Raw genomic sequence first — 20,960 nt, forward strand, 5'->3', positions numbered from 1 at the left:
CGGTATGAAGGATGAACTGACTCCTGAGCAGTATTCTGTTTGGGAGAAACTTCACCGAGAAGAAGTAGAAATATCAAGAAAAGCAGAGAACAGCGTAGATTTTAATTCCTTTTTTGAATTTAGAAAAGGGAATTATAAGGATGATACTCCAATTGTGGGGTTATAAATGGCAATATTTCAAATCGGACTCATATAGTAGACTGCATCATAGGTGCTGTTGTTGGTTACAAACTGAACCGGAAGAGGTGAAGCTATGGGATTGTTTGATGTTGATGAAGAAAAACTGAAAGCTTTATATCACAGAGCTTGGCTGGAATGTGACCGGGGATTTGTGAAATCCAGGAAATACCCATATCTGGATAAAGCTCTTATCCAGTTCGCCCGGGAGAATAACTGTACCTATGACGAAGCATATATTCTGGCTAAGACCGGCAAGAGAATGTTCTGATGGCAAGAAAAATGAAATCTGCAGAAATAATTCCGGTAGTAAGTGAATACGACAAGCTTGTGGAAGAGATTCTTGAGCTGGAACTTAAGCTCGCGGCTCTTGCAGAAGAGATTGACGATCTTGAAAACCATGTTTGCGTTGAACTAAGGGCAGAGTACGACCAGAAAGTGGGCAATCTTGAGTATCAGGCGCAAGCCTATAGATTGGAGATAGCCAGGCTCAAACGAGCGATTGAGCTCTTGCAGGCAGCTATCAATCGACAGGAAGCTGCCAAATATGAGGATGTCCAAAAGCGGATTGAAGAAGAGTACAAGGAATACGAAGAAGATCTTCACAAAAAAGCTGAGGACATGAAGCGGGACAGCGAGTATGCAAAGCGTCGTGCCAAGAAAGATCAGGAAAACGAGGAAAAAGCCGAAGAAGAGCGTAGGGCTGGAAGGGATTCCTCAAAGAAAAAGGGCAAAAAGTCTGATAAAAATGAATCCGAAGAGGGTAAAGCTAAAGAGGAAGAGCCCCCAAAGGAAGACTCAGAGGAAAAAAGCAATGATTCCAGTACTGATGGAGACAGGGCTGAATCAGAAGGATTAGGGGCTGAAAGAGTAAATGAGACTCCAAAGCAGGAGCTGAAGCGCCTATACAGATATATTGTTAAAAAGCTCCATCCCGATGCTAACCCGGATGCTACTGAGAAGGAGATGGAACTGCTTCGGAAAGCACAGAAGGCATATTCTGAAGGTGACCTTGAGACTCTCCGTGAAATAGCAGACCAGTTGGATGATACAGAACTGACTGAGAAATACAGCGACACACCGGAAGATCTTATCAAGCTCCGTGAGCTCCGTGCAAAACTCGCTGAGAAAGTTGAAGTCCTCATGGAGCATATAGAGGAAATAAAGAACAGCTTCCCTTATAACGAAAAGGACTTCCTCGCCGATGAGGAGGCTGTCGCCAAGAGGCAGGATGAAATAGCTGAGTTTAACAGGGTTTGTGCTGATAAGATCATAGAATTACAGAAAAAGATTCTGGAACTTAGTGAAATAGCGGAAAAGAATCAGAAAGAAGCAGAGAAACGTAAGAGAAAGAAGTCATAGGAGAGCAGCCATGGCAGATAATGAACTTACAAATATCCAGAATGATGCTTTAACGTCCAGTATTCTTAGTAAACATGGTATTGATACGCAGCTACCGTTTTCAAGAGATATTTTTTTGATGAACACCATGATAAATGGAGCTATGCATGTTAAGACCATTTATAAGCTTGCCAAGGCACTTAAGGAAGGTGATAAGGTTACGCTCCGGCTAGAACCAAAGAATAAATATGATGAGAAAGCTATTTTAGTTCTGGACCCGAAGGGTAAGAAGCTGGGATATATACCGCGCCGTAAAAATGAGGTGCTCTATCACCTTATGGATGCCGGGAAGGAGCTCTTTGGAATTGTTAAGGGCGGCGATATAGGTGACGATCTGGATGAGGACGACTCCTGGATAGAGATTTACATTGATGTTTATATGCGTGATTGACTGTTGGGGTTACGAAAAGAAACCGCTTGGTTGCGATTCGTAACCTTTTATATTGCGCAGAAATCCTTTGCCGAATATAATCAGCTTAATCAGAGTCGACACTGATAGGAGCAGAGATTTATGGATGGAACAGATAAGAAAATCTTGGACATGATCAAAGGTAATGCCCGTATGAGCTACCAGGAAATTGGCAATGAACTTGGGATATCACGTGTGGCAGCCAAGAAGCGGATTGATAAGCTTGAGGCAGCAGGCATTATCCGTGGCTATAACACCTATATCAAGCGTGATGATGAGATCACCATGCTGATGGATATAGTTACCACGGATGAGAGTTTTGAAAAGGTTCTGAAGTATGTCGCTACACGTACAGCCTATGTCCGTCAGATTTTTACTACGCATAAAGAAAATCATATCCATATGGTTGCAGTATCTGATTCGCCCAAAAATCTTAAGTATTTGGCCAAGATGATAGACAAGGATTGTGAAGGCGATCTCAAGGAGTTCCATGTTCGCCAGGTCCAGGATGTCATCAAGGATGTCTATGGAGGAATCAAATATGAACCAGGATCAGAGTCGGACACTAACACAGATAATTGAAACCCTTGCAGGATACAGGGTTCACGAGAAAAAAGGAGGAAAGTTCTACTTCAATTTTTACCTTAACCAGAAAATGAGCGATACGCCAATCGAGGCACTTGACCTGAATGTCAGGGCATACAATTCCCTGAAAAGAGCTGGTTATTCCAACATAGGACAGCTTGCGGAGGCAATTGCCGGTGGAGTTGAAATTGGTAAGATCAAGAACTGCGGTTCAAAAAGCTGCAGGGAAATAATGGAAAAACTCTTTTTATACCAGTTCAATGCACTCCCACAGGAGAAAAGAGAAGGCTATGTTAGGGAAGTGATGATACTGAATGCCAGGAAACACGGCTGATGGAAATGGGCAAACTGATGTGCGATATTACAGGGAGATTTATTGGATAGGTAATGTGGCACAATAGAATCATCAGATAGGAGCAGACAACATTGAACCGCAGTTTTAGCAATTTACAGATGCCTTATCTGCAGAAGCGAATATATATCTTGGCAATATCCAGAGTTATAGTTAAAACAGGATAGAAGCCTTTTACCTGGGAAATGGAGGTAATCATCATGAAGAGAATAATAAAAACTTTTATCATACTTACAGTAGCTGCTTCTTTTTTATTTTCTAATCCGGTCACAATAGAGTCAAAAGCAGCAAACAAATGCAGTGTGAGCGGCTGTAAACACGATGCTGATAAGGGCTGTTCATACTGTTTTGCACATAGATGTCATCATGCATCCTGCACGAATAAGAGAATGAATGACTATTCATACTGCAGCGCTCATAAATGCGCTGTGAGCAGCTGCTACATGGATGTAGATGGGACAAGCAAATATTGTAAGGATCACAAACAGTCCTATTCAAGCGGAAGTAGCAAGACGAAGAAATCATCAAGTTCTGGAACAAAGAAGAGTACTTCCACGTATTCAGGGAACAAGTCCACCACGAAAAAGAGTAGTTCCAAGAGCTATAAGTCTTCCAAGAAGACCTATGACTCCTACGATGTTCACAATTACAAGTCAGCGCAGGATTTTGCTGATGACAAGTATGAAGAGTTTTACGATTACGAAGATGACTACGATGATGAAGATGAAGCTTATGATGCAGCTGAGGATTACTGGAACGACAATTATTGATGGGATTTGTGAAAGGAGGACGTGAACTATGACAGGACCTTTTGATAGATTATTTGGAAATACACCTTTTGATTTAAACCATGATGGAAAGATTGATGCCAGCGAGACAGCATTTATCAACAGCACCATTTTTTCCGAAGACGAAAATACTGAAGTAGATGAGGAAGAAGAGCTTCTGGATGAGCTGGAGTTTATGGATGCTGATGAGCGCCGGGAAGCACTTGAAGATGCCGGATATGATGTTGATGATTTCGATGGTGGCTTTGGAGATGATTTTTGAGGGTGACTATGGATATCAGATTATATAATACTAAGGATCTTCCGTATCATTTTGTACTCTTTTATAATCTGCCTAATGACCGAGTTAAGGCATTCAAGCAGACGCTACAGGGACAGGAAGAAGATAATGCTCTTTTGACATATTGCTATTTGGACAATCAGTGTGGTCTCAGTTACCATGCAGTTTGTTGGGCTACTGTGTCAGAAGATGGAAATATTGAATACAAGAATAAAAGAGAGATGACAGCTGCACTGATCATACGTGAAGGTGGCCTGGAATGTGATGCGGCAGTATTTGATGAAAAGGATATGCCGTCATTTGCCGACTTTGCAGATAAAATCAAAGAATCCTATGGCTATTTAGAAGATAGGACAGCTGTTAGCGAAGATATTTTATTTGATGAGTTCAGACATCCGGCATATCCCAATGATGTTATTGCTGTGTTTATCGCACCTGACCAAAAGGTTGAAAAGATGTGGGTTACTGAGCAGAGTAGGTCTGAAGATGGTGGCATAATAGCAAAGCTTTTAAATGAACCCTATAATAATCTTATGGGAGTTCATGAAGGTGATCTGGTTAAGATATTGCCCTATGATATTGGTGATGGTAAACAAACTCCAGTGGCGGTTTTGGACTGGATGCGTGAATAATGTGATTTTTGATTGAGCTGGGAAGTGTTTTGATAGGCATCCCGGCTCAATTTGCATATAAGAAATATGTCCGTGTGGTTTATAATATTGTTATGTGATTTTACGGAGGAGAAGGTCCTATGGTTGGCGGATACAAAGTGGTAACTTTATGTGGAAGTACGCGCTTTAAGAATGAATTCATGGAAGCTCAGAAGAGGCTGACTCTGCAGGGATGCATTGTGATAAGCGTAGGATTGTTTGGGCATTCAGGTGATCAGGAAGTCTGGGAAAACATGGACGAAGGAACCTTGACTAAGACCAAGGAAATGTTGGATGACATGCATAAACGTAAGATCGATATGGCGGACTCAATATATGTTATAAATGTCGGCGGGTACATCGGCAGCAGCACTCGGTCTGAGATAGAGTATGCTTTGGCACACGGAAAAGATGTTGAGTATTTGGAGCCGTTAGATTAAGTGCCGATGAGCACATTATCTAAAAGGGTATTCCGTTTGGATATCTTGGAAATAAGAATATAAATATAATTTTCAATAAAATAGTAAAAGACTTGATTTCATATGTGTTGTAAATAGTTTTGGCACAGAGAAGAGAACCATTAAGGTGTTAATAGTATGGAAAGTAGTACAATCTTCAAAGATGGCGGAGAGTATGAATTTGTTCCTAAGTATCCCAAGTATGTATATGGAAATGCTTTTAAGAATACAGAGAACTATGAACGGTGGGTGATTTTTGCATGTTTAATGCAGGCGAGTTCATTTGTGAAGAACTATCTATCTAGAAGACAAGAAGGAAAATGTTTATATTGTGGACGCGCTTTATATGAAAATGATTATTACAATATTGTTCATCATCGTAGTTATTTGAATCTTTGCGTTTTACATTCATCAAAGAAATCGTTGATCCGTGAGAGTAAACCAACATATAAAAAGCCTAATAGAACAATTCCTGTTCCCAACTGCGAGTATTGCAAATGGCATAATGGAGAGGACTTTGAGGAATGTATGCAAAATCTTGTTATATTGCATGATGATTGTCATACAAAATTACATTTTAATGAACAAAAGTTTACAAATAATAAACCGGTGAAATATGTTAAGAAAGAGAAGGAAATTATCTCACATAATCCTGAAATGAAGAGAAAAGTCACCAAGAAAATGCTAACAAAAACAAGAATTTGTAAAAGGTGCGGTGAGCAAATGGTACTACGAACAGGGAAATTTGGACAATTCTTTGGATGCTCAGCATTTCCTGAATGCGAATATACAGAAATGATCTGATGTTTTCGGTAAAAAAAGTGGAGATGGATAAACACTATTATTGAAAGTCTGTGAAGGAATAATAAATGTTTACCCTATTTGAGTATAGAGGATTTTCAAATAGTGACTAACTGTAATTATATAATTTGTTTAATGGGGATGAATAATATGGCATGGGGATATGAGAATTCATTTACAATTGAGCATATAGATGGTCTTAAAAGAAAGATTTCATGTAAAGACTGTAAGTACTATATGTCCGATGATAAATCATGTAGTAAACGTCCATTATATCTTCCAGAGGATGGATATAATTCATGGCGTGGATGTAAGTTTTTTGAACTTGATGAGAATGCAACTCATATTGATGAGAAAAAAGCACAGTTGCTTCGGGTGAAGAATTCAAAATCAACAAAGGCGGACAAGCCTGGAAAACTTAAGTCGGCTGTCATAGGATTCAAGGTTGGAGACAAAATAAGTCATACCAAATTTGGTATAGGCGAGATAGTTTCTAAGAAAAATAACATGGTTACAGTAAAATTTGTTATTGGTAACGGTAAGCGTAAATCTGTACACACTATGGAGAAAACGCTTGATTTAAGAATATGTGTGAAGAATAGTCTGATTTCAAAAGTATGAAAATAGGAAGCATTTTTGTAATGGAATAAGACAAAGCTGAAACTGTAGTTATGTCAAAAGGGCAGGAAGTATCTATGAAAAAGCTGATTACGTTTCTCGTAGTAATGGTTGCGCTCCTTTTTTCAGGATGTAATCGGGGCGAAGGGCAGGTCATGGATGGTGACGGAATGTTTAACATCCAGCAGTATACGCAGATAACTCAGGAAGAAGCTAAACAGATGATGGCACAGGATGACGGACATGTGATAGTGGATGTCAGAAGGCAGGATGAGTATGATGAAGGACACGTACCTGGAGCAATCCTGATTCCTAACGAGAGTATTGAAACTGAACCGCCTGCTGAGCTTCCTGATCCTGACCAAATAATCCTTGTGTATTGCCGTTCAGGGAGAAGGAGTAAAGAGGCAGCTCAGAAGCTGGCAGACATGGGTTATTCCAATGTCTATGAGTTTGGCGGCATTATCGATTGGACTGGAGATATAGAGACTGGCGAGATAGAGAAGGAAGAAACTGAAAAAGTATCTTCAGAAGCTCTTTATGAGAGCTTTCTGCACAATGAGACTACTGTCCGTATAAAAACAGAGAGCGATTTTGGTTATTATTTTAATTTCGAGAGCGTCAAGGATCAGGACTTAACCCTTGAAGAACTTGTAAATACAATCATTGCAGCATATATTGCTGACAATCCCGATTCTAAGATATGGCTCGACAGAATAGAATACTCTTATATAGACTGTGGCAATGATGGAAATAAGGAGCTGGCTCTTATCATCTATACACCCATGAGCATGGAAGGATGGGAGCAGCATCTTGTTATAAAAGATATTGATGGTACGCTCCAGACAATCTATTCCGATGTGGCATGGTCAAGAAGCTCGATCTTCATGAATGAATATGGCTATATCTTTGGTGATGGCTCAGGCGGGGCTGCTTATCACGGATACGATAAGAGTTTCATAGATGCTGATGGTAAATGGCATTTTATCTATTCTGATTCATCCACAGCCGGTATAGTGCCTGGTGGCTATGGCGGAGATCTGTGGTTTAATGGTGAATCTCACATGGTACCGGAGGGTACACTGCTTGATGGCGAATACTGCTTTTTGCAGTTTGATTTTAATAATGACCCTGATGATGACTCCGAATATTACTATACTTATGCAAAGCTTGCTGATGAAGATTCAGAAGATGAGTGGGGGAATGGATTCCGCGGATATTTTTATGCCAAGCTTGTAGATGACGATTCTATCTATGCAGACACACATCCTCTAAAGCAGTTCTTTGATCAGGAAGGACTTCAGATTAATACTCTGAAAGAGATAGACCAGATGATAGCGGACAAAGAAGCTGCGGAAGGTCTTACAGAGGATATAAAGAACGGGAAAAACATAGAGTGGCAGACTCTTGATTACACGTTTGAACCTTATATCGCAACATACAATGCTGATAATTTCCTTGAAAAGAGGGAGTATTTCCCTATCAGTTTCTGGCTTACATCTGAAGATGGCAAACAGACAACACTGAATATAGCCGCGGATGGAAGCATAAGTGGAAGCTTCAGTGACTGGCAATATAATGATGCTGATGGCAGCAGTATTACTAATAGAAATGAGTTTACAGGAAAGTTTACGGTTGTGGGAAAGCCAGCAGACACGATATATGAGCTGCAGTTATCCGAGTATGCATTGGCCTACGAAGCTGGAACAAGTGAAACACATGAATACACCAAGGGCTCTGTCTCAACCATAAACTTTATAGAAGTTCCGGGATTTGATAATGGAGGATCGAGATACTATTTGTATTGTCCTGGAACAATGAAAAGTGGAATCGATGAAAAGGTATTGAATATCCTTCCAGAATACTTTTTGGAAGACAAATTTGATGGCGATGAGCTTACTGCGTATATTCTCTTTGGCATAGATGGGAATAACTCAGTGTGGAGAATGGGATTTTAAAAATAGAGTAAGGGGAGTTGATAACAAAATGAAACAATATACTTTGAAGGTCTATCCGCAGGGACAGGCAAGAAAAACATACAGGGTGATAGAGATATCGGGGAATGATACCCTGGACAGATTATGTGAGGTGATCCTTGCAGCTTTTGATTTTATCCATGAGCATATGTATGAATTTAGTATGACTGGGAAACTATACTCGGATGACAATTATTCCTGTGATCCGGAATATAAAGGACAGCCATCGACTGATACAAAGCTTGATAAGCTGGGACTTCAAAAAGGACAGAAGTTTATCCTGCATTACGATTTTGGAGATGACTGGGTATTTGAGATTCAGGTGCAGGATATCCATGATGAAAAGACACGTGTGATTGCTCACGTGACAGAAGAAAAGGGTAGTGTAGAACAGTACCCGGATTATGACGACTGGGAAGATGACGATGATTATGATGAAGAACCTGATGAAGCCATTGAAGCCAGAAAAGAGAACAAAAAGTATCTGGACATGTTTTTAAAAGACCTGAAGGCTTCAGGGATTTCTGCTAAGACCATACAGAATCATATGGATAACGTTGATTTTTATCTGACGGATTATCTGCCATTTACAGATGAGGAATGCACGGACATGAAAGCTGGAGCAGAGTCCTTTAATCTTCGGGATTTTTTTGGATACTATTACATCCACAAGTGTATGTGGTCCACACCTAATAATCTTAAGACTACCGGAGCCAGCATAAAGAAGTTTTACAAGTGTATGGCAGATCACGGTGAGATAAGCATAGAAAAATATAAGGAACTGTGTACTCTTTTCAAGGAAGAGATGGCAGACTGGCAGGAAGAGTGCCGCAGATTTAATGACGATGATGATGATTTCTTCCTGTTTTAAAAATGGGTTACTTGATATGAAACAGAGGCTGATGAATATGAAAAATGATACTAAAAGGGAATGGATTGTAACAGCAATATTGCTGGCAATATCATCATTGTTTGGATTGGCAGGATTTTTCGTTGGTCGTTCTGCATACAAAAAGACTATAAGCAAGTGAGGAAATAAAAAGTGGGATCAGAAGAAATTTTTGATATAACTGATGAAAATGGCTTTGTGACCGGAAAGACAGTCGCAAGATCTGAAGCCCATGAAAAGGGTATCATGCACAGGACAGCCCATATCTGGATTGTGAGAAAGGGCGGTCAATCCTATCAGGTACTGCTACAGAAGCGAAGTGCCGAGAAAGAGTCTTTTCCCTCTATGTATGATACCTCATCTGCAGGGCATATCCAGGCTGGAGATGAGCCGCTTGAGTCAGCTCAGAGAGAACTTTTTGAGGAACTTGGCATAAAGGCTAACGAGGGAGACCTTACCTATGCAGGAAAATTTCATATCAACTATGCCATGGAGTTTCACGGCAAAATGTTCAGGGACAATGAAGTTGCGTTTGTTTATGTTTATGAAAAACCCGTGGATGAAACTAATCTTGTACTTCAGACTGAAGAGGTTGAAGAAGTCAGATGGTTTGATGTGGAGGATGTCGTAAAAGGCTGTGAACACAGGGATGGAACTTTTTGCGTTCCGACTGAAGGCCTTGAAACAGTGATGAAGTATCTCGGCGTAAATTAAGGGAATTTCATGGTAACAAAAGATACATGGATGTAGAAAGAATAAGCATATATTAAGCCGTGACAGTGTGAAGCCACGGCGTTGTTTTAGGGAGGACTCTCCAGTTCTGAACTGGAGAGGTGTTATGAAAAAGAATTTTTTGTTTGTGGGGTATCAGGAGGTTTTGTGTTCCTCTTGATGTACTTATAATACCGACCGAACATTAACCCAACCTAAATGAGCTGTTAATAAATTGTAAAAAAGTGATGAACAACGAACTAAAGAGTTTAAAGTTCAGAACGTTCAGAAGGAGAATCAGATAGAGATTACAGTATGAGCAGATTGGGGAGTGCGATAAAGAATATATTAAATGGCATGATTATTGCCGGAGTTATGGTTTTGGTCATAGGACTGTATTACTGGATGATAAAGGCTGGGATTCCATATCAGGATCCTACCGAGGAGCTTCGGATACAATATGCGATTAACATGGGAATAGGTGATGCGCTGATCAGGAATGGATTTAAGATCCTTATTTTGGGCGTAGTGTGCAGGCTTGTAATGCTTGTACTGAATCGAAGGGAGGCTAAAGGAATTGCAAGATAGCAATAAGTACAGTTTAAAAGCTATTTTTGGCCTCAGTGTTTTATATTATCTTGCTATCATAGCTGTTTCTTTTGGTACTATATTCATTGAATATTTTGACGTAAAGACTGTTGATACTGAGATCACATGGATATTTATCCTGCCATGGTCATCACGTGTAGTAGAGGTGAATCCGGTATTCTTTGTATTAGGGATTGCAATTGATATCGCGGCTTGTTTGCTGCTGTGGAAATGGCATTCTTCTGTACTATCAAAAAATACAGAAGAATATACAAAAGGATGGAGAGTGGGCTATACAATTCTGTTGATCGTAGCTGTTATTCTGTGCCTTCTGGCTGAATTCGTGGCTCATTTCCTGGAACTATTTGATTCGAAAGTTAAGTACGGAACTGTTTTGGGGCTCATCAGCTTTTTTACGGTTCCTATATTAATGATTTCTATGGTTATCAGAAGAAACCGAATGACTAAAAATGACAACCAGCTGCTGAGCGAGGATATGGATGGGGAATGAAAATGGAACCTGGATTATGTATGGGGTTGAGTGGGATGATCCCAAATGTCTGCATACAGTACAGGATGTGATAAATTACATAAACGAGATAGGTTTTTTGCCACTTTTCAAGAATGATATTCCGGGATTTTCGCTGGAAGAAAGAACTGTTCCCGGGTATTGGTGGTGTGGAGATCCGGAAGTGGATCCATGGGAATGGCGTGAGCTGATCGCTAGGAGCGGTGAGGTGGCATATGGCAAGTTCTTTGAGAGGAAAGCCGGTTTTATATCAAAAGAATGGCTGCCATACTTTGCTAACTACAGGCGTGATGGATATGATTTTGATGCTCTCTGGGATGATGAGAAGGCTTCAAGAAGACAGAAGAAGATCATGGATCTCTTTGAGGCTGAGGATGGGATATATTCCAATGAGATAAAGACAAAGGCTGGCTTTGGGAAAGGTGGAGAAAAGGGCTTTGAAGGCACTTTAACTGAGCTTCAGATGAAGACTTATCTTACGGTCAGGGATTTCCGTCAGAGGAAAAACAAGAAAGGCGAGTTTTATGGCTGGCCAATAGCTGTTTATTCTATGCCTGAGTCTATATGGGGTTATGAACATGTGACATCAAGATACAGCGAGAATCCTACTGATTCTGGTAAAGCTATCGCTCAGCATATCATGGATCTTTATCCAATTGCCGGAGCTGATGCTATCAGAAAGCTGATAGGTGGTGTAGTTGCTGCAGAGGTCAAGTCTAAAAAGAAAAAGGAAGTGCAATATCCGCAGAATCTTTTCAAGGCACTTGGTTTTGATGAAGAACCTACGTCAGATCAGATTATGGGATTGGAATATAGCATCACCATGCTTAAGGACAGAGATCAGGAGGCACTTAAGTACAGATACCAGGACGGTCTCACCTATAGAGAGATGGCTGAGAAGTTCGGTGTTTCTGATGGCAGAGGCGGACAGCTTGGCAAGGTTGCCACAGGCAGGCTAAAGAGAGAGCTTATTTTTCCATGGATCAGGGACGGCTATGAGGCTACAGTCCAGAATAATAAGAAAGCAGTTGTGGCACTTCAGGTAGAATATGAGTCCCGCGGAAAATATGAACAGGCAAAGCTTGTATGGGATGAGATAGGAAGCATAAAGGGCATTTCAGCGGTAAATGTCAGATGTCTGAACAAGATGGGCATTACCAATGTGGGACTGCTTGTTCTTCTTGCAAGGCAGGAACGCTGGGAATGGAAGGTTTCCGGCATAGCATATAGAGGCGCAGCTGAAGTTGAGAATGCGCTGTATAAGGCTGGATTGATTGAGACAGTTCACGAAAGGCCGTTTGTATAAGTGGATTGGAGGTAGCGCATGAAAAGACTGATAGTATATTTTTCCCTTGAGGGAAATACTGAATATATTGCAAACAAGCTGGCTGATAAGATCGGAGCAGAAAAACTTAAGCTGGTTCCTATGAAAGCTTTTGCGGACAAAGGCTTTGCCAAGTTTTTCTGGGGAGGAAAAGCTGCTGTCATGGCTGAGAAGCCGGAGCTGGAACCATATACTTTTGATGCCGATGTAGATGAGGTTATTATCGGTTTTCCTGTGTGGGCTGGAAACATCACACCTCCGATAAGAACATTTGTGTCGGATAACTTTGAAGCACTAAAAGGAAAGAGGATATCAGCCTTTGCCTGCCAGAGTGGCGCAGGTGCAGAAAAGGCATTTTCAAAACTGAAGGCTCTGCTTGAGATTGAAGATTTCTATGAGACAGCTATTTTCATAGACCCGAAAGAAAAGCCGTCTGAAGAGAATGACCTTAAGCTTGATCTTTTCAGTAAGAAGATACTGCAATAAACATCAGCAAAAGAGGAGTTCTGATATGTGCTGGAAGAATGGTGAGTTTGGGATGTTTGTTGCAAGATGCAAAAACCATTCATAAATAGCCAAAAATACATTGTGATAAAGTATTTTGGCGAATTATAGAGCTGGATAGTGCTATAAATCGCCAGATTATATTAAGGCTTGATGATGGAGAGGTGACAAAATTAGGGGTAATTTATGGCACAGAGAACAGAAGCGATTTGTGATGGGAAAACGATAGGAATTGAGTCTATTTTTACCGTGATAAATGGCAAACAGATAAATATTCCTGATAAGCTAAACTGGCTAAGAGAAAAGAGCAGGCATAATGAACTGTTCTGTCCTTGTGGTTGTGGTGCTAATCTTATTCTTGTTGCGGGTGATAAAAACCTACGGGAGCAGCATTTCAGAATAAAGGATTCTGATACGGAACTTGAATGTACAGCTGTCACAGAGGGCAAAACGTCCATTGAATCAAAGATTGTTTTGAAATGCTGGCTTGACGATAAGCTTGCAACTGGTGATGTTGATACTCGTGTGCCTATTAATGCGATAGATGATATAGACAGGAAATATGAGTTTTCATTTCTGTCGATGAAAAAGAAGATAGCAGTCAGCTATTTCCGGGATAGAGCAAATATCACTGATGAGAAGCTAGATGTTCTGGATATGAACAGTCAGGATATAAAGCTGATTTATATAACAGACATCATGAATGGAGGAGCAGAAGGTCAATTCCCAGAATGGCTGATGAAGATACAGAGCAGACAGGGCTTCTGCCTTCTATTATCTATTGATGGTGTCGATTATGAAAAAGCCAGACTTGAAGCTGTGCTGTATGATCAGGATATAGATGGACTGTGGTGTGAGGTACCGGTTACTGATGGTATGCTCAGTGAATATGATTTTGATGAAGATAACAATCTCATATTGCATGGTGAGCTTCTTGATTCTATGTACGACAGAGCCTGGTTTGAATTCCGCAAAAAGCAGGACCGGGAGCATGACCGAAGGGTAAGACAGCAGGAAGAGGCTGAAGCAGAACGTAAAAGAAGGCAGGAAGAAGCTGAAGCAGAACGTAAAAGAAGGCAGGAAGAAGCTGAAGCAGAACGTAAAAGAAAGCAGGAAGAGCAGCAGCGCCTTAAAGAAGAGTATGAACGTAAGCAGCGAGAGTATCAGGAAGAACAGAAGCGGCTGAGAGAGGCTGCCGAAGCTGAAAAACGTAAGGCTGCAGAAGAATTTGCCCGAAACATGGCAGCAGGATTCGAACAACAGGAAACACAGATTAAGGATGAGAATGGTGTTAGATGGATAAAATGTGAATTCTGCGGAAAGATTGCTCCGGTCAAAGAGTTTTCTTCGTATGGTGGGCCTAATCATATCAATCTTGGTACCTGTGTAGAATGTTCAAGGAACAATCCGGCAGCTGCGGTAGAGATAACGATTCCGCAAAGAGCAAAACAAAGGTATGATCCTAATATATGTCCTGAATGCGGCAGCAGGTTGATTGAGCGTAACGGAAGAAATGGAAGATTCATGGGATGCAGCGGATATCCCAGGTGCAGATATACAAGGTCAATTAGATAACACACAATAAGGAGGTAGGAGATGAAGGTAGCAATTTTTAACGGAAGTCCGCGAAAAGAGAACACATCGGCAATGGTTCAGGCATTTCGCGAAGGCGCTGAAGCAGCAGGGCATGAAGTAGAAGAATATCAGGTTGGTAGAATGAAGATTTCCGGATGCCTTGGCTGTGAGTATTGCCACACAAAGGGCGAAGGTACATGTGTGCAGAAGGATGATCTTGAAAAGATTATGCCTGCTTATAAAGAGGCAGATATTATTGTTTTTGCTTCTCCAATCTATTATTTCACGATGACAGCTCAGATGGAGGCAGCCATCCAGAGAGTTTATTGCATTGGTAAGCCAGCTGCTAAGAAGGCTGTTCTTCTACTCAGCTCAGGATCACCCGGAGTATATGACGCTGCGATTGCTCAGTATAAGGCATATATGGGATATGCAGGTATCGAGGCAGCAGGTGTTATTACCGCAAATGGTGATGAGAATAAATCTGAAGCTAAGATGAATGAGATAAGGGAATTAGCTAAATCATTGTAATTGATAAATGCAGCGGTGGGCTTGGAGCTCATCGCTGTTTACATCTATGGGGTCAATGTGCTGACTTTAGAATCTCACCGAAAACATCTGTATTATCAATGTCTCTATTAGAACTCTGCACCATCATTATGAAGTTATTGTTAGACGTTTTCTCATTGTAGAAGACAACAACAAAACCTGTAATTTCGTAATTTTCTAAACTGCTAAAACCTTTGTTTAGATAGCCACCTATTTCACATATATATCCTGGATTTCCGGCAACCTCTGTTGCGGTGCAATCAGATACAGATATGTCTTTGTAGAAACTGGAGACAAAAGTAGATACGACTTCTTTTGAAGATGCCGCATCTAAGGCCTTTCCAGGCATTTTTTGAAAGAGTACGGAAGAAAGATAACTACGCTGAACATCCTGATCTATAAAAGCGGAAGTGTCTTCCATGGTATCGAAATCATCTTCCATATCTATAAAACTTTTGGGAAGGACGTAAGTTATACCGTCAAGCTCATATGTTAGTGTGCCATCATAGTTCAGTGTGGCGTTTTTGTCATAGGTTGAAAGCTTTTTTGTAAGGTATTGCTCTGGTGATACATCAAGTCTCGTAAAGAGTTCAGTATTCCAATTTGCGCTGTCTGATTTGAAAAGAAGTTCCTTTTCATCGGCTTTAGCTTCGACTGTACAATGAAGCCTTGAAAAATCTATATAAACATTTCCGCCCTTTAAATACCAAGGACATTGTAATTCAGTGAATTCTATGGAAACACAGTAATAGTAAGCGAGGCCATCAGAATTGAGTACGAGTATTTCATGGTCATCTCCACTGTAAACACCACTGACATCAATGCCGGAGCTATCAGTAGTAATGGTGGAAGCGTTTTTTTCTGTAGATTTTGATGAGGGAAACAGTTCCTCTAATGATTCTGTATTTTCGCTATGTTTGAGGCTATTGATCTTTTTTTGAGCTGAAAAACTGATCGCTAATACAGCAACTATAGTAAGCAATGCAACTCCCACAATAATAACAGCCAGATTACGTTTCTTTGGCTGAATCTGCTTCTTTTCAGAAAAGTATTCTTTTATCTCAAACCCGCATTCAAGGCACCTTTCAGTATCAGCTGAGCATCTGGTTCCGCATACAGGACAATTGATAAGCTTCATAAAAAGTTCTCCAAATTTTTATAATTTTCCCACTGCTACGGTGGGAGTAAATATTTCTGTAGTTGCTATAATGTACCTGTGAGGAGGGAATACGTTATATTTTCTCTAAAGCAGCCTTCAGTAGCAGGGCTGAATGATATCTGTCTTTTGGATTCATTTCCAAGCACTTGTTTATTACTGATGATAGTTTTGGTGATACTTTCATGGAATTGTTATCAAGACCTAGTAGTGCCTTAATAAGATTCCCCACTGCATAAATATCAGTCTGGCATGATGAATTGCCAAAACCAAATTGCTCCGGAGCAGCATAGCCCTCAGTGCCGATTAGTCTTGTGTCCCGTTCTTTTTCACTGATGCATTGACGGGCGGCATTTAAATCAATCAGTATAATACGCTCATCCTCAGTAAGAATAACATTTGAAGGTTTGATGTCACGATGGATTAGTACAGGAGTTTGGGAATGTAATGCAATAAGAATATCGCAGAGTTTTATAGAGTAAGATATTGCATCGGATTCTGAGACAGAACCGCAGAGATCGATTACTTCCTGCAGTGTATCACCGGAGATATATTCTTCAATAATGGTAAGAAGATTATCATGCTCATACATAGCATAAATGCGAGGAATATTCTTGACAGGATGTTTGAAGAGTTGTTCATACACAGCAAGATTGTATACCTTCAAGGTCTTCTTTAGATAAACCTTCTTGGTTTCAATATGCTGAACGATATAAATTTGATGCTCTTCGCTGAGTGGAGCTATTTCCTTGTAGAAGGAAATGGGTAGTGAACTATCAAACATACTAATACCTCGCTTGTTATTAAAAGTATAGCACAGTAAAGGGGATATCAATGTACAAAAAGAATACTAAGGAATTGGAAGAAATATTAGAGCATACTCATCCGGAGAATATCGGAGAGTTTGTTGAGAAGAATGAAGAGGATCTTCTGGATGGTAATCGAGACTTCATGAAATATATGAATGAGAAGTTTCGTGAAAAAGGACTCCAGAAGCAGGACATCCTCCTCAAAGCAGATATATCACAAGGATATGGATACAAATTGCTTTCTGAGGAAAAGGTAACGAAGCAGAGAGATATTATCTTGCGAATATGTTATGCTGCTGAATTTACTCTGAAGGAAACACAACAGGCATTGAAGATTTATCACATGGATACGCTTTATGCCCGGGATCCAAGAGATGCATTGCTTATGACATTCTTTAACGAACATCCGGGAAGCATAATTGATATAAACGAAATGCTTTTGGCTAATAAGATGAAACCACTTAGATCAAGCGGTATGCAGGATTAACAATACATTACGCATGGCTTTCACATTTTTCAGAGAGGGGTGAAAATCTATGAATAGAAGGATAAAAGGCGTTATCTGTAGTTTGTTGTTTGTTGTACTTGTAATTGCTGGTTGTGGCAAGTCATCAGTTGTGCTTGATTATGGTGATGCAGAATCATTTGAGGCAGCTCTTAATGCGGGAGAAAACCTGGAGGGAAAGACAGTTCGGTTTTATGCAAGTGAGCTTCATCCTGACTCTGCCATGGGGTATAACATATGGGCTGGCGAACACCTGAATTTCATCTCATCGAGAAACCCAGATATAAAGGAAGGGTCAACTGCTGATGTGAAGGTAACAGAAATAACAAGTTCATTAGGTTCATGGTTTATAAAATATGAAAAGATTGATAACGGAACCATAGGCGATAGTACTATAACAAGCGCTTCTGCAAATACCGATAAGGGTTCTGTTGAAGAGAATACGAAGACAGATGATAGTTCAGCAGCGGGAGAGACAAACACTAATGTTGCGCAGGCAACAAAGGATGAGTCATCAAAAGTAAATGTTGAAGAGGAACTGGATAAAATAGAGGCTGTTGACGCTGGAATGGAAGTATTTGATAGTGGCTATGGCGGTAAATATGTCAGTGCTTATATGGCAATTAAGAATAACAGCAGCATAAACATAACTTTTTCGGATATGCGTTTTGAATATGTTGACGATGATGGGAAACTGTTGTCGGTAGATGATTATCTTAACTGTATCCCCGAGGCAATTAAACCAGGACAGACGGGATATATTTATTCCTACTACCACAGCATTGATGATGTAGATCTATCCAACGGATTTACCTTTAAGCCAGATGGTAAGACCAGGGAAGCAGAGAATTTCTACGAGATAGAAGTGAGCGATCCGAGTTTTAGCGTTGGATCTGTAATGGATATCAAAGTTATAGGTCGTGGAACAAATAATACTGATAAAGATCATTCATTGGCAGAACCTGGAGCGGTGTTCTTTGACAGTGATGGCAATGTTATGGGCTTTTGCTATGGAATAGAATCATTTGATGCAGGACAAACCAAGGCTTTTGAAATCTCTGGAGATATTCTATCAAGAGATTATGATCCGAAAAAGGTAAGCAGAGTAGAAGTATATATTCAGGGTAATGATTGGTAATCTACTTGATATAACAGGAAGGAGAGCAGGATGTTTGCTATTGGAATAATACTGATAATATGGGGCGCAATAGGTATTGTTATGGGAATGATGATGTTCGGAGATATAGGTGTAGCATGTATAGTTGGTGCAGTTACAGCTATTCTCTGTGGCATAGGATTCATAATTGCTAATAAGAAGGTTAAGAAGTTAAAGGAGGGCTGAGGTATGGCTTTCTGTTCAAATTGTGGTAAGGAGATCCCTTCTGGGAGTAATTTTTGCACAGCATGTGGAATCCCGGCTCCACAGCAGGATGCGATTCAAACGGATAATGCCATGGATGCCAATGCGGCACCAGTTCCGGCATATAATGCGCAGACAGTGAGTACTGATGTTACACCTGAAAAGAGGATGCATCTAATTTGGGGAATCATTGCAATGGTGCTGGGAATAGCATGTATAGTTTTACATGTTACATGGCCGTCAGTAGCATTGGGAATTGCGGCACTTGTGCTCGGAATAATCTGTCTGTCGAAACATTCCAAACTGTATGGATTTGCTATTGTGGCCATTGTTCTTTCTGTTGTAAACTTTTTGACTTATGTTATTGCTTACGATGCGTTGGAAAAAGAGATGGATGCAGCTAAAAGTGTCTACAGCGAGAATGAAACAAACGTATCTCAATCGGATTTCGATAGAAAAGAAGTTCCAGCAGGTGTGAATCCAGATCTTGTGGCATTCTTGGATGAATATGAGGATTTCGTAGATAAGTACTGTGAGTTCATGCAGAAATATTCTGAGAACCCAACCGACTTATCATTGTTAGCGGATTATGCAAGCATAATGCAAGAGTATTCTGATTTTGCGGAAAAGGTTAACTCTTACGATTCGAAATCAATGTCCACGGCTGATGCAAATTACTACATTGAGGTTACAACAAGATGTACACAAAAAATGCTGACTGTGGTTGGTAATATGGGAGATTCTGGAACAAACTAATTGGTTTAATATACAAAATTGTAGTTTATAAAAAATTAATGTTTTTGGAATTGCGATTATGGCTCTTTTGCGCGTTTTCATGGGTTTTGTGGCTATTATTATGTGGCTTGGATTTACGATTAGCGGTATAATAATAATCAGATTATTAGAAAAAATGAACTCTATCAGACATATTAAAACATATATACTATAAAACTGGTTTGCATAGACAAAGACCTGATATTGTAAAAAAGTAAATCTGCGTGGCTTAAACAAAGCATGAAAAAATGTATCGCAAAGGAGACATAATAATGGCAGATAATTTGGGCTTGGACTACGACGAGATAGTTATATTAAAGGAAACAAGTGTTGCCCATGGCGGTGTCATGGCAATGTATACAGATGAGCTTGTGTTAACTAATAAGAAAATTATCTGTATAAGTAAGGGAATGTTTGGTGGTACAAAAAAAATATATCATTATCCGCTCGATCAAATAAAAGTGTTCAATGGTATGCCACAAGTACGTCAAGGAAAGTACTCTAATGGCACGGCTACTTTAGATGTGTATATGGTAGACGGAGAAGACCAGTTTAGTTTTCAAACAAAAAACAAAAAAACCATATCTACGTGGATATATGAAATCAATAAACTATTTGGAATAGAAACTGTTCAGGGCGGCTCAGAGAATGGGGCAGATGATGATACTGTATTGGGCGCATTCAAGGAAGTTGGCGAAGAGTTCAAGGATGTTGGAAGAGAAATAGCTGAACAGTTTGGTTTTAAACTCAAAAAGAAAAATACAGTAGGTGTAAATAATAATGGTAATACCTCTGCAGCAAACGGAATAAATACGGGATTAAAGTGTTCTGCCTGTGGAAATCCTATAACAGCAGGGGCAAAGTTTTGTCCTTCATGTGGCGCTGCGATTGGATTAAAAAAGCCAGCTGAAGTTACTCCACAAGAAATAATATGTCCTAATTGCGGAAAAAAGCTAGATCCAAGCTTGAGATTTTGCACAGAGTGTGGAACCGAATTGGTGGCCTCTACTACGACTGAAAAATCTGCAGATACTACCAATATATCAGTTGATGTTCCACCCAAAGGAACTCTTGCAGTTGATCAGCAGATCGAGTTGCTCCAAAAACTAAAATCTTTAGTTGATGCTGGAGTTATATCCCAAGAAGAATTTGAAGCAAAAAAGAAAGAAATTCTTTGATTCAGGAGGAAAAT

General features: G+C 40.1%; 28 protein-coding genes and 1 pseudogene. 27 read left to right on the forward strand and 2 right to left on the reverse strand.

Annotation, left to right across the window (positions count from 1 at the left end):
* Positions 1–4: 4 nt before the first annotated feature.
* From BV60_RS23005 to BV60_RS0103250, 22 genes and pseudogenes are all read left to right on the forward strand, one after another.
* Positions 5–166 carry a hypothetical protein gene (locus BV60_RS23005; protein WP_156035939.1) on the forward strand — a complete coding sequence of 54 codons (162 nt, stop codon included), beginning with the start codon at positions 5–7 and terminating at the stop codon, positions 164–166.
* A gap of 87 nt (positions 167–253) precedes the next feature.
* On the forward strand, positions 254–448 hold the full coding sequence (locus BV60_RS0103150; protein ID WP_029319446.1) for a hypothetical protein: 195 nt from the start codon (positions 254–256) through the stop codon (positions 446–448).
* Positions 448–1,539: a J domain-containing protein gene (locus tag BV60_RS0103155; protein ID WP_029319448.1), complete on the forward strand. Its 1,092-nt coding sequence runs from the start codon at positions 448–450 to the stop codon at positions 1,537–1,539. The genes BV60_RS0103150 and BV60_RS0103155 overlap by 1 nt, the downstream gene beginning before the upstream one ends.
* 10 nt (positions 1,540–1,549) lie before the next feature.
* Entirely contained in the window at positions 1,550–1,969 is a 420-nt protein-coding gene (locus tag BV60_RS0103160; protein WP_029319450.1) for an HIRAN domain-containing protein, read from the forward strand.
* A 120-nt stretch (positions 1,970–2,089) separates the two neighbouring features.
* Positions 2,090–2,569, forward strand: coding sequence for an Lrp/AsnC family transcriptional regulator (locus tag BV60_RS21625; protein ID WP_029319452.1), 480 nt, complete (start codon positions 2,090–2,092; stop codon positions 2,567–2,569).
* Entirely contained in the window at positions 2,529–2,906 is a 378-nt protein-coding gene (locus BV60_RS0103170) for a DNA-directed RNA polymerase subunit alpha C-terminal domain-containing protein (RefSeq protein WP_029319454.1), read from the forward strand. Before BV60_RS21625 ends, BV60_RS0103170 begins: the two co-directional genes overlap by 41 nt.
* Positions 2,907–3,124: 218 nt before the next feature.
* Entirely contained in the window at positions 3,125–3,694 is a 570-nt protein-coding gene (locus tag BV60_RS0103175) for a hypothetical protein (protein ID WP_029319455.1), read from the forward strand.
* A 28-nt stretch (positions 3,695–3,722) separates the two neighbouring features.
* Positions 3,723–3,974, forward strand: a complete 252-nt coding sequence (locus BV60_RS0103180) for a hypothetical protein (RefSeq protein WP_029319457.1) — start codon at positions 3,723–3,725, stop codon at positions 3,972–3,974.
* 8 nt (positions 3,975–3,982) lie between these two features.
* Positions 3,983–4,624, forward strand: coding sequence for a hypothetical protein (locus BV60_RS0103185; protein WP_029319459.1), 642 nt, complete (start codon positions 3,983–3,985; stop codon positions 4,622–4,624).
* 119 nt (positions 4,625–4,743) lie between these two features.
* On the forward strand, positions 4,744–5,082 hold the full coding sequence (locus BV60_RS0103190) for a hypothetical protein (RefSeq protein WP_029319461.1): 339 nt from the start codon (positions 4,744–4,746) through the stop codon (positions 5,080–5,082).
* 156 nt (positions 5,083–5,238) lie between these two features.
* A complete protein-coding gene (locus BV60_RS0103195; protein WP_029319464.1) occupies positions 5,239–5,904 on the forward strand; it encodes a topoisomerase DNA-binding C4 zinc finger domain-containing protein in 666 nt (221 codons plus the stop codon).
* 147 nt (positions 5,905–6,051) lie between these two features.
* Positions 6,052–6,522, forward strand: a complete 471-nt coding sequence (locus BV60_RS0103200; RefSeq protein WP_029319466.1) for a hypothetical protein — start codon at positions 6,052–6,054, stop codon at positions 6,520–6,522.
* Positions 6,523–6,596: 74 nt separating this feature from the next.
* Positions 6,597–7,013: pseudogene (locus BV60_RS24460) on the forward strand (rhodanese-like domain-containing protein); the annotation flags it as partial.
* A 1,492-nt stretch (positions 7,014–8,505) separates the two neighbouring features.
* Positions 8,506–9,366 (forward strand): IS1096 element passenger TnpR family protein, encoded by an 861-nt coding sequence (locus tag BV60_RS22570; RefSeq protein ID WP_081846755.1) that lies wholly within the window; start codon positions 8,506–8,508, stop codon positions 9,364–9,366.
* A gap of 16 nt (positions 9,367–9,382) precedes the next feature.
* Positions 9,383–9,526 carry a hypothetical protein gene (locus tag BV60_RS0103215; protein ID WP_156035941.1) on the forward strand — a complete coding sequence of 48 codons (144 nt, stop codon included), beginning with the start codon at positions 9,383–9,385 and terminating at the stop codon, positions 9,524–9,526.
* Between the two features lie 11 nt (positions 9,527–9,537).
* On the forward strand, positions 9,538–10,098 hold the full coding sequence (locus BV60_RS0103220; RefSeq protein ID WP_029319485.1) for an NUDIX hydrolase: 561 nt from the start codon (positions 9,538–9,540) through the stop codon (positions 10,096–10,098).
* A gap of 312 nt (positions 10,099–10,410) precedes the next feature.
* Complete coding sequence (locus BV60_RS0103225; RefSeq protein ID WP_029319487.1) at positions 10,411–10,683, forward strand: hypothetical protein; 273 nt, start codon at positions 10,411–10,413, stop codon at positions 10,681–10,683.
* A complete protein-coding gene (locus BV60_RS0103230; protein WP_029319488.1) occupies positions 10,673–11,194 on the forward strand; it encodes a hypothetical protein in 522 nt (173 codons plus the stop codon). Before BV60_RS0103225 ends, BV60_RS0103230 begins: the two co-directional genes overlap by 11 nt.
* Positions 11,184–12,518 carry an AlkZ-related protein gene (locus BV60_RS24150; RefSeq protein WP_330376183.1) on the forward strand — a complete coding sequence of 445 codons (1,335 nt, stop codon included), beginning with the start codon at positions 11,184–11,186 and terminating at the stop codon, positions 12,516–12,518. The genes BV60_RS0103230 and BV60_RS24150 overlap by 11 nt, the downstream gene beginning before the upstream one ends.
* 18 nt (positions 12,519–12,536) lie before the next feature.
* Positions 12,537–13,022, forward strand: a complete 486-nt coding sequence (locus BV60_RS0103240; protein WP_029319491.1) for a flavodoxin family protein — start codon at positions 12,537–12,539, stop codon at positions 13,020–13,022.
* Positions 13,023–13,226: 204 nt separating this feature from the next.
* A complete protein-coding gene (locus tag BV60_RS0103245; protein WP_029319492.1) occupies positions 13,227–14,615 on the forward strand; it encodes a topoisomerase DNA-binding C4 zinc finger domain-containing protein in 1,389 nt (462 codons plus the stop codon).
* Between the two features lie 21 nt (positions 14,616–14,636).
* The gene (locus BV60_RS0103250; RefSeq protein WP_029319493.1) at positions 14,637–15,146 is read left to right on the forward strand and encodes a flavodoxin family protein; all 510 of its coding nucleotides are present in this window, start codon (positions 14,637–14,639) and stop codon (positions 15,144–15,146) included.
* A 52-nt stretch (positions 15,147–15,198) separates the two neighbouring features.
* On the opposite strand, the gene BV60_RS0103255 is transcribed toward BV60_RS0103250, so the two are convergent.
* Positions 15,199–16,302, reverse strand: a complete 1,104-nt coding sequence (locus tag BV60_RS0103255) for a hypothetical protein (protein ID WP_029319494.1) — start codon at positions 16,300–16,302, stop codon at positions 15,199–15,201.
* 94 nt (positions 16,303–16,396) lie between these two features.
* Positions 16,397–17,104 carry a serine/threonine protein kinase gene (locus BV60_RS0103260; RefSeq protein WP_029319495.1) on the reverse strand — a complete coding sequence of 236 codons (708 nt, stop codon included), beginning with the start codon at positions 17,102–17,104 and terminating at the stop codon, positions 16,397–16,399.
* A 50-nt stretch (positions 17,105–17,154) separates the two neighbouring features.
* On the opposite strand from BV60_RS0103260, the gene BV60_RS0103265 reads away from it, so the two are divergent.
* From BV60_RS0103265 to BV60_RS21630, 5 genes are all read left to right on the forward strand, one after another.
* Entirely contained in the window at positions 17,155–17,616 is a 462-nt protein-coding gene (locus tag BV60_RS0103265; protein ID WP_029319496.1) for a hypothetical protein, read from the forward strand.
* A 49-nt stretch (positions 17,617–17,665) separates the two neighbouring features.
* On the forward strand, positions 17,666–18,772 hold the full coding sequence (locus tag BV60_RS23435; RefSeq protein ID WP_197029515.1) for a hypothetical protein: 1,107 nt from the start codon (positions 17,666–17,668) through the stop codon (positions 18,770–18,772).
* A gap of 30 nt (positions 18,773–18,802) precedes the next feature.
* The gene (locus BV60_RS23440) at positions 18,803–18,976 is read left to right on the forward strand and encodes a hypothetical protein (RefSeq protein WP_197029516.1); all 174 of its coding nucleotides are present in this window, start codon (positions 18,803–18,805) and stop codon (positions 18,974–18,976) included.
* Positions 18,977–18,979: 3 nt separating this feature from the next.
* Positions 18,980–19,750, forward strand: coding sequence for a DUF6591 domain-containing protein (locus BV60_RS0103280; protein WP_029319498.1), 771 nt, complete (start codon positions 18,980–18,982; stop codon positions 19,748–19,750).
* A gap of 290 nt (positions 19,751–20,040) precedes the next feature.
* Positions 20,041–20,946, forward strand: coding sequence for a zinc ribbon domain-containing protein (locus tag BV60_RS21630; RefSeq protein ID WP_051656485.1), 906 nt, complete (start codon positions 20,041–20,043; stop codon positions 20,944–20,946).
* Positions 20,947–20,960 lie beyond the last annotated feature (14 nt).

Source organism: Butyrivibrio sp. AE3004 (genome assembly GCF_000703165.1).
Classification (GTDB): Bacteria; Bacillota; Clostridia; order Lachnospirales; family Lachnospiraceae; genus Butyrivibrio.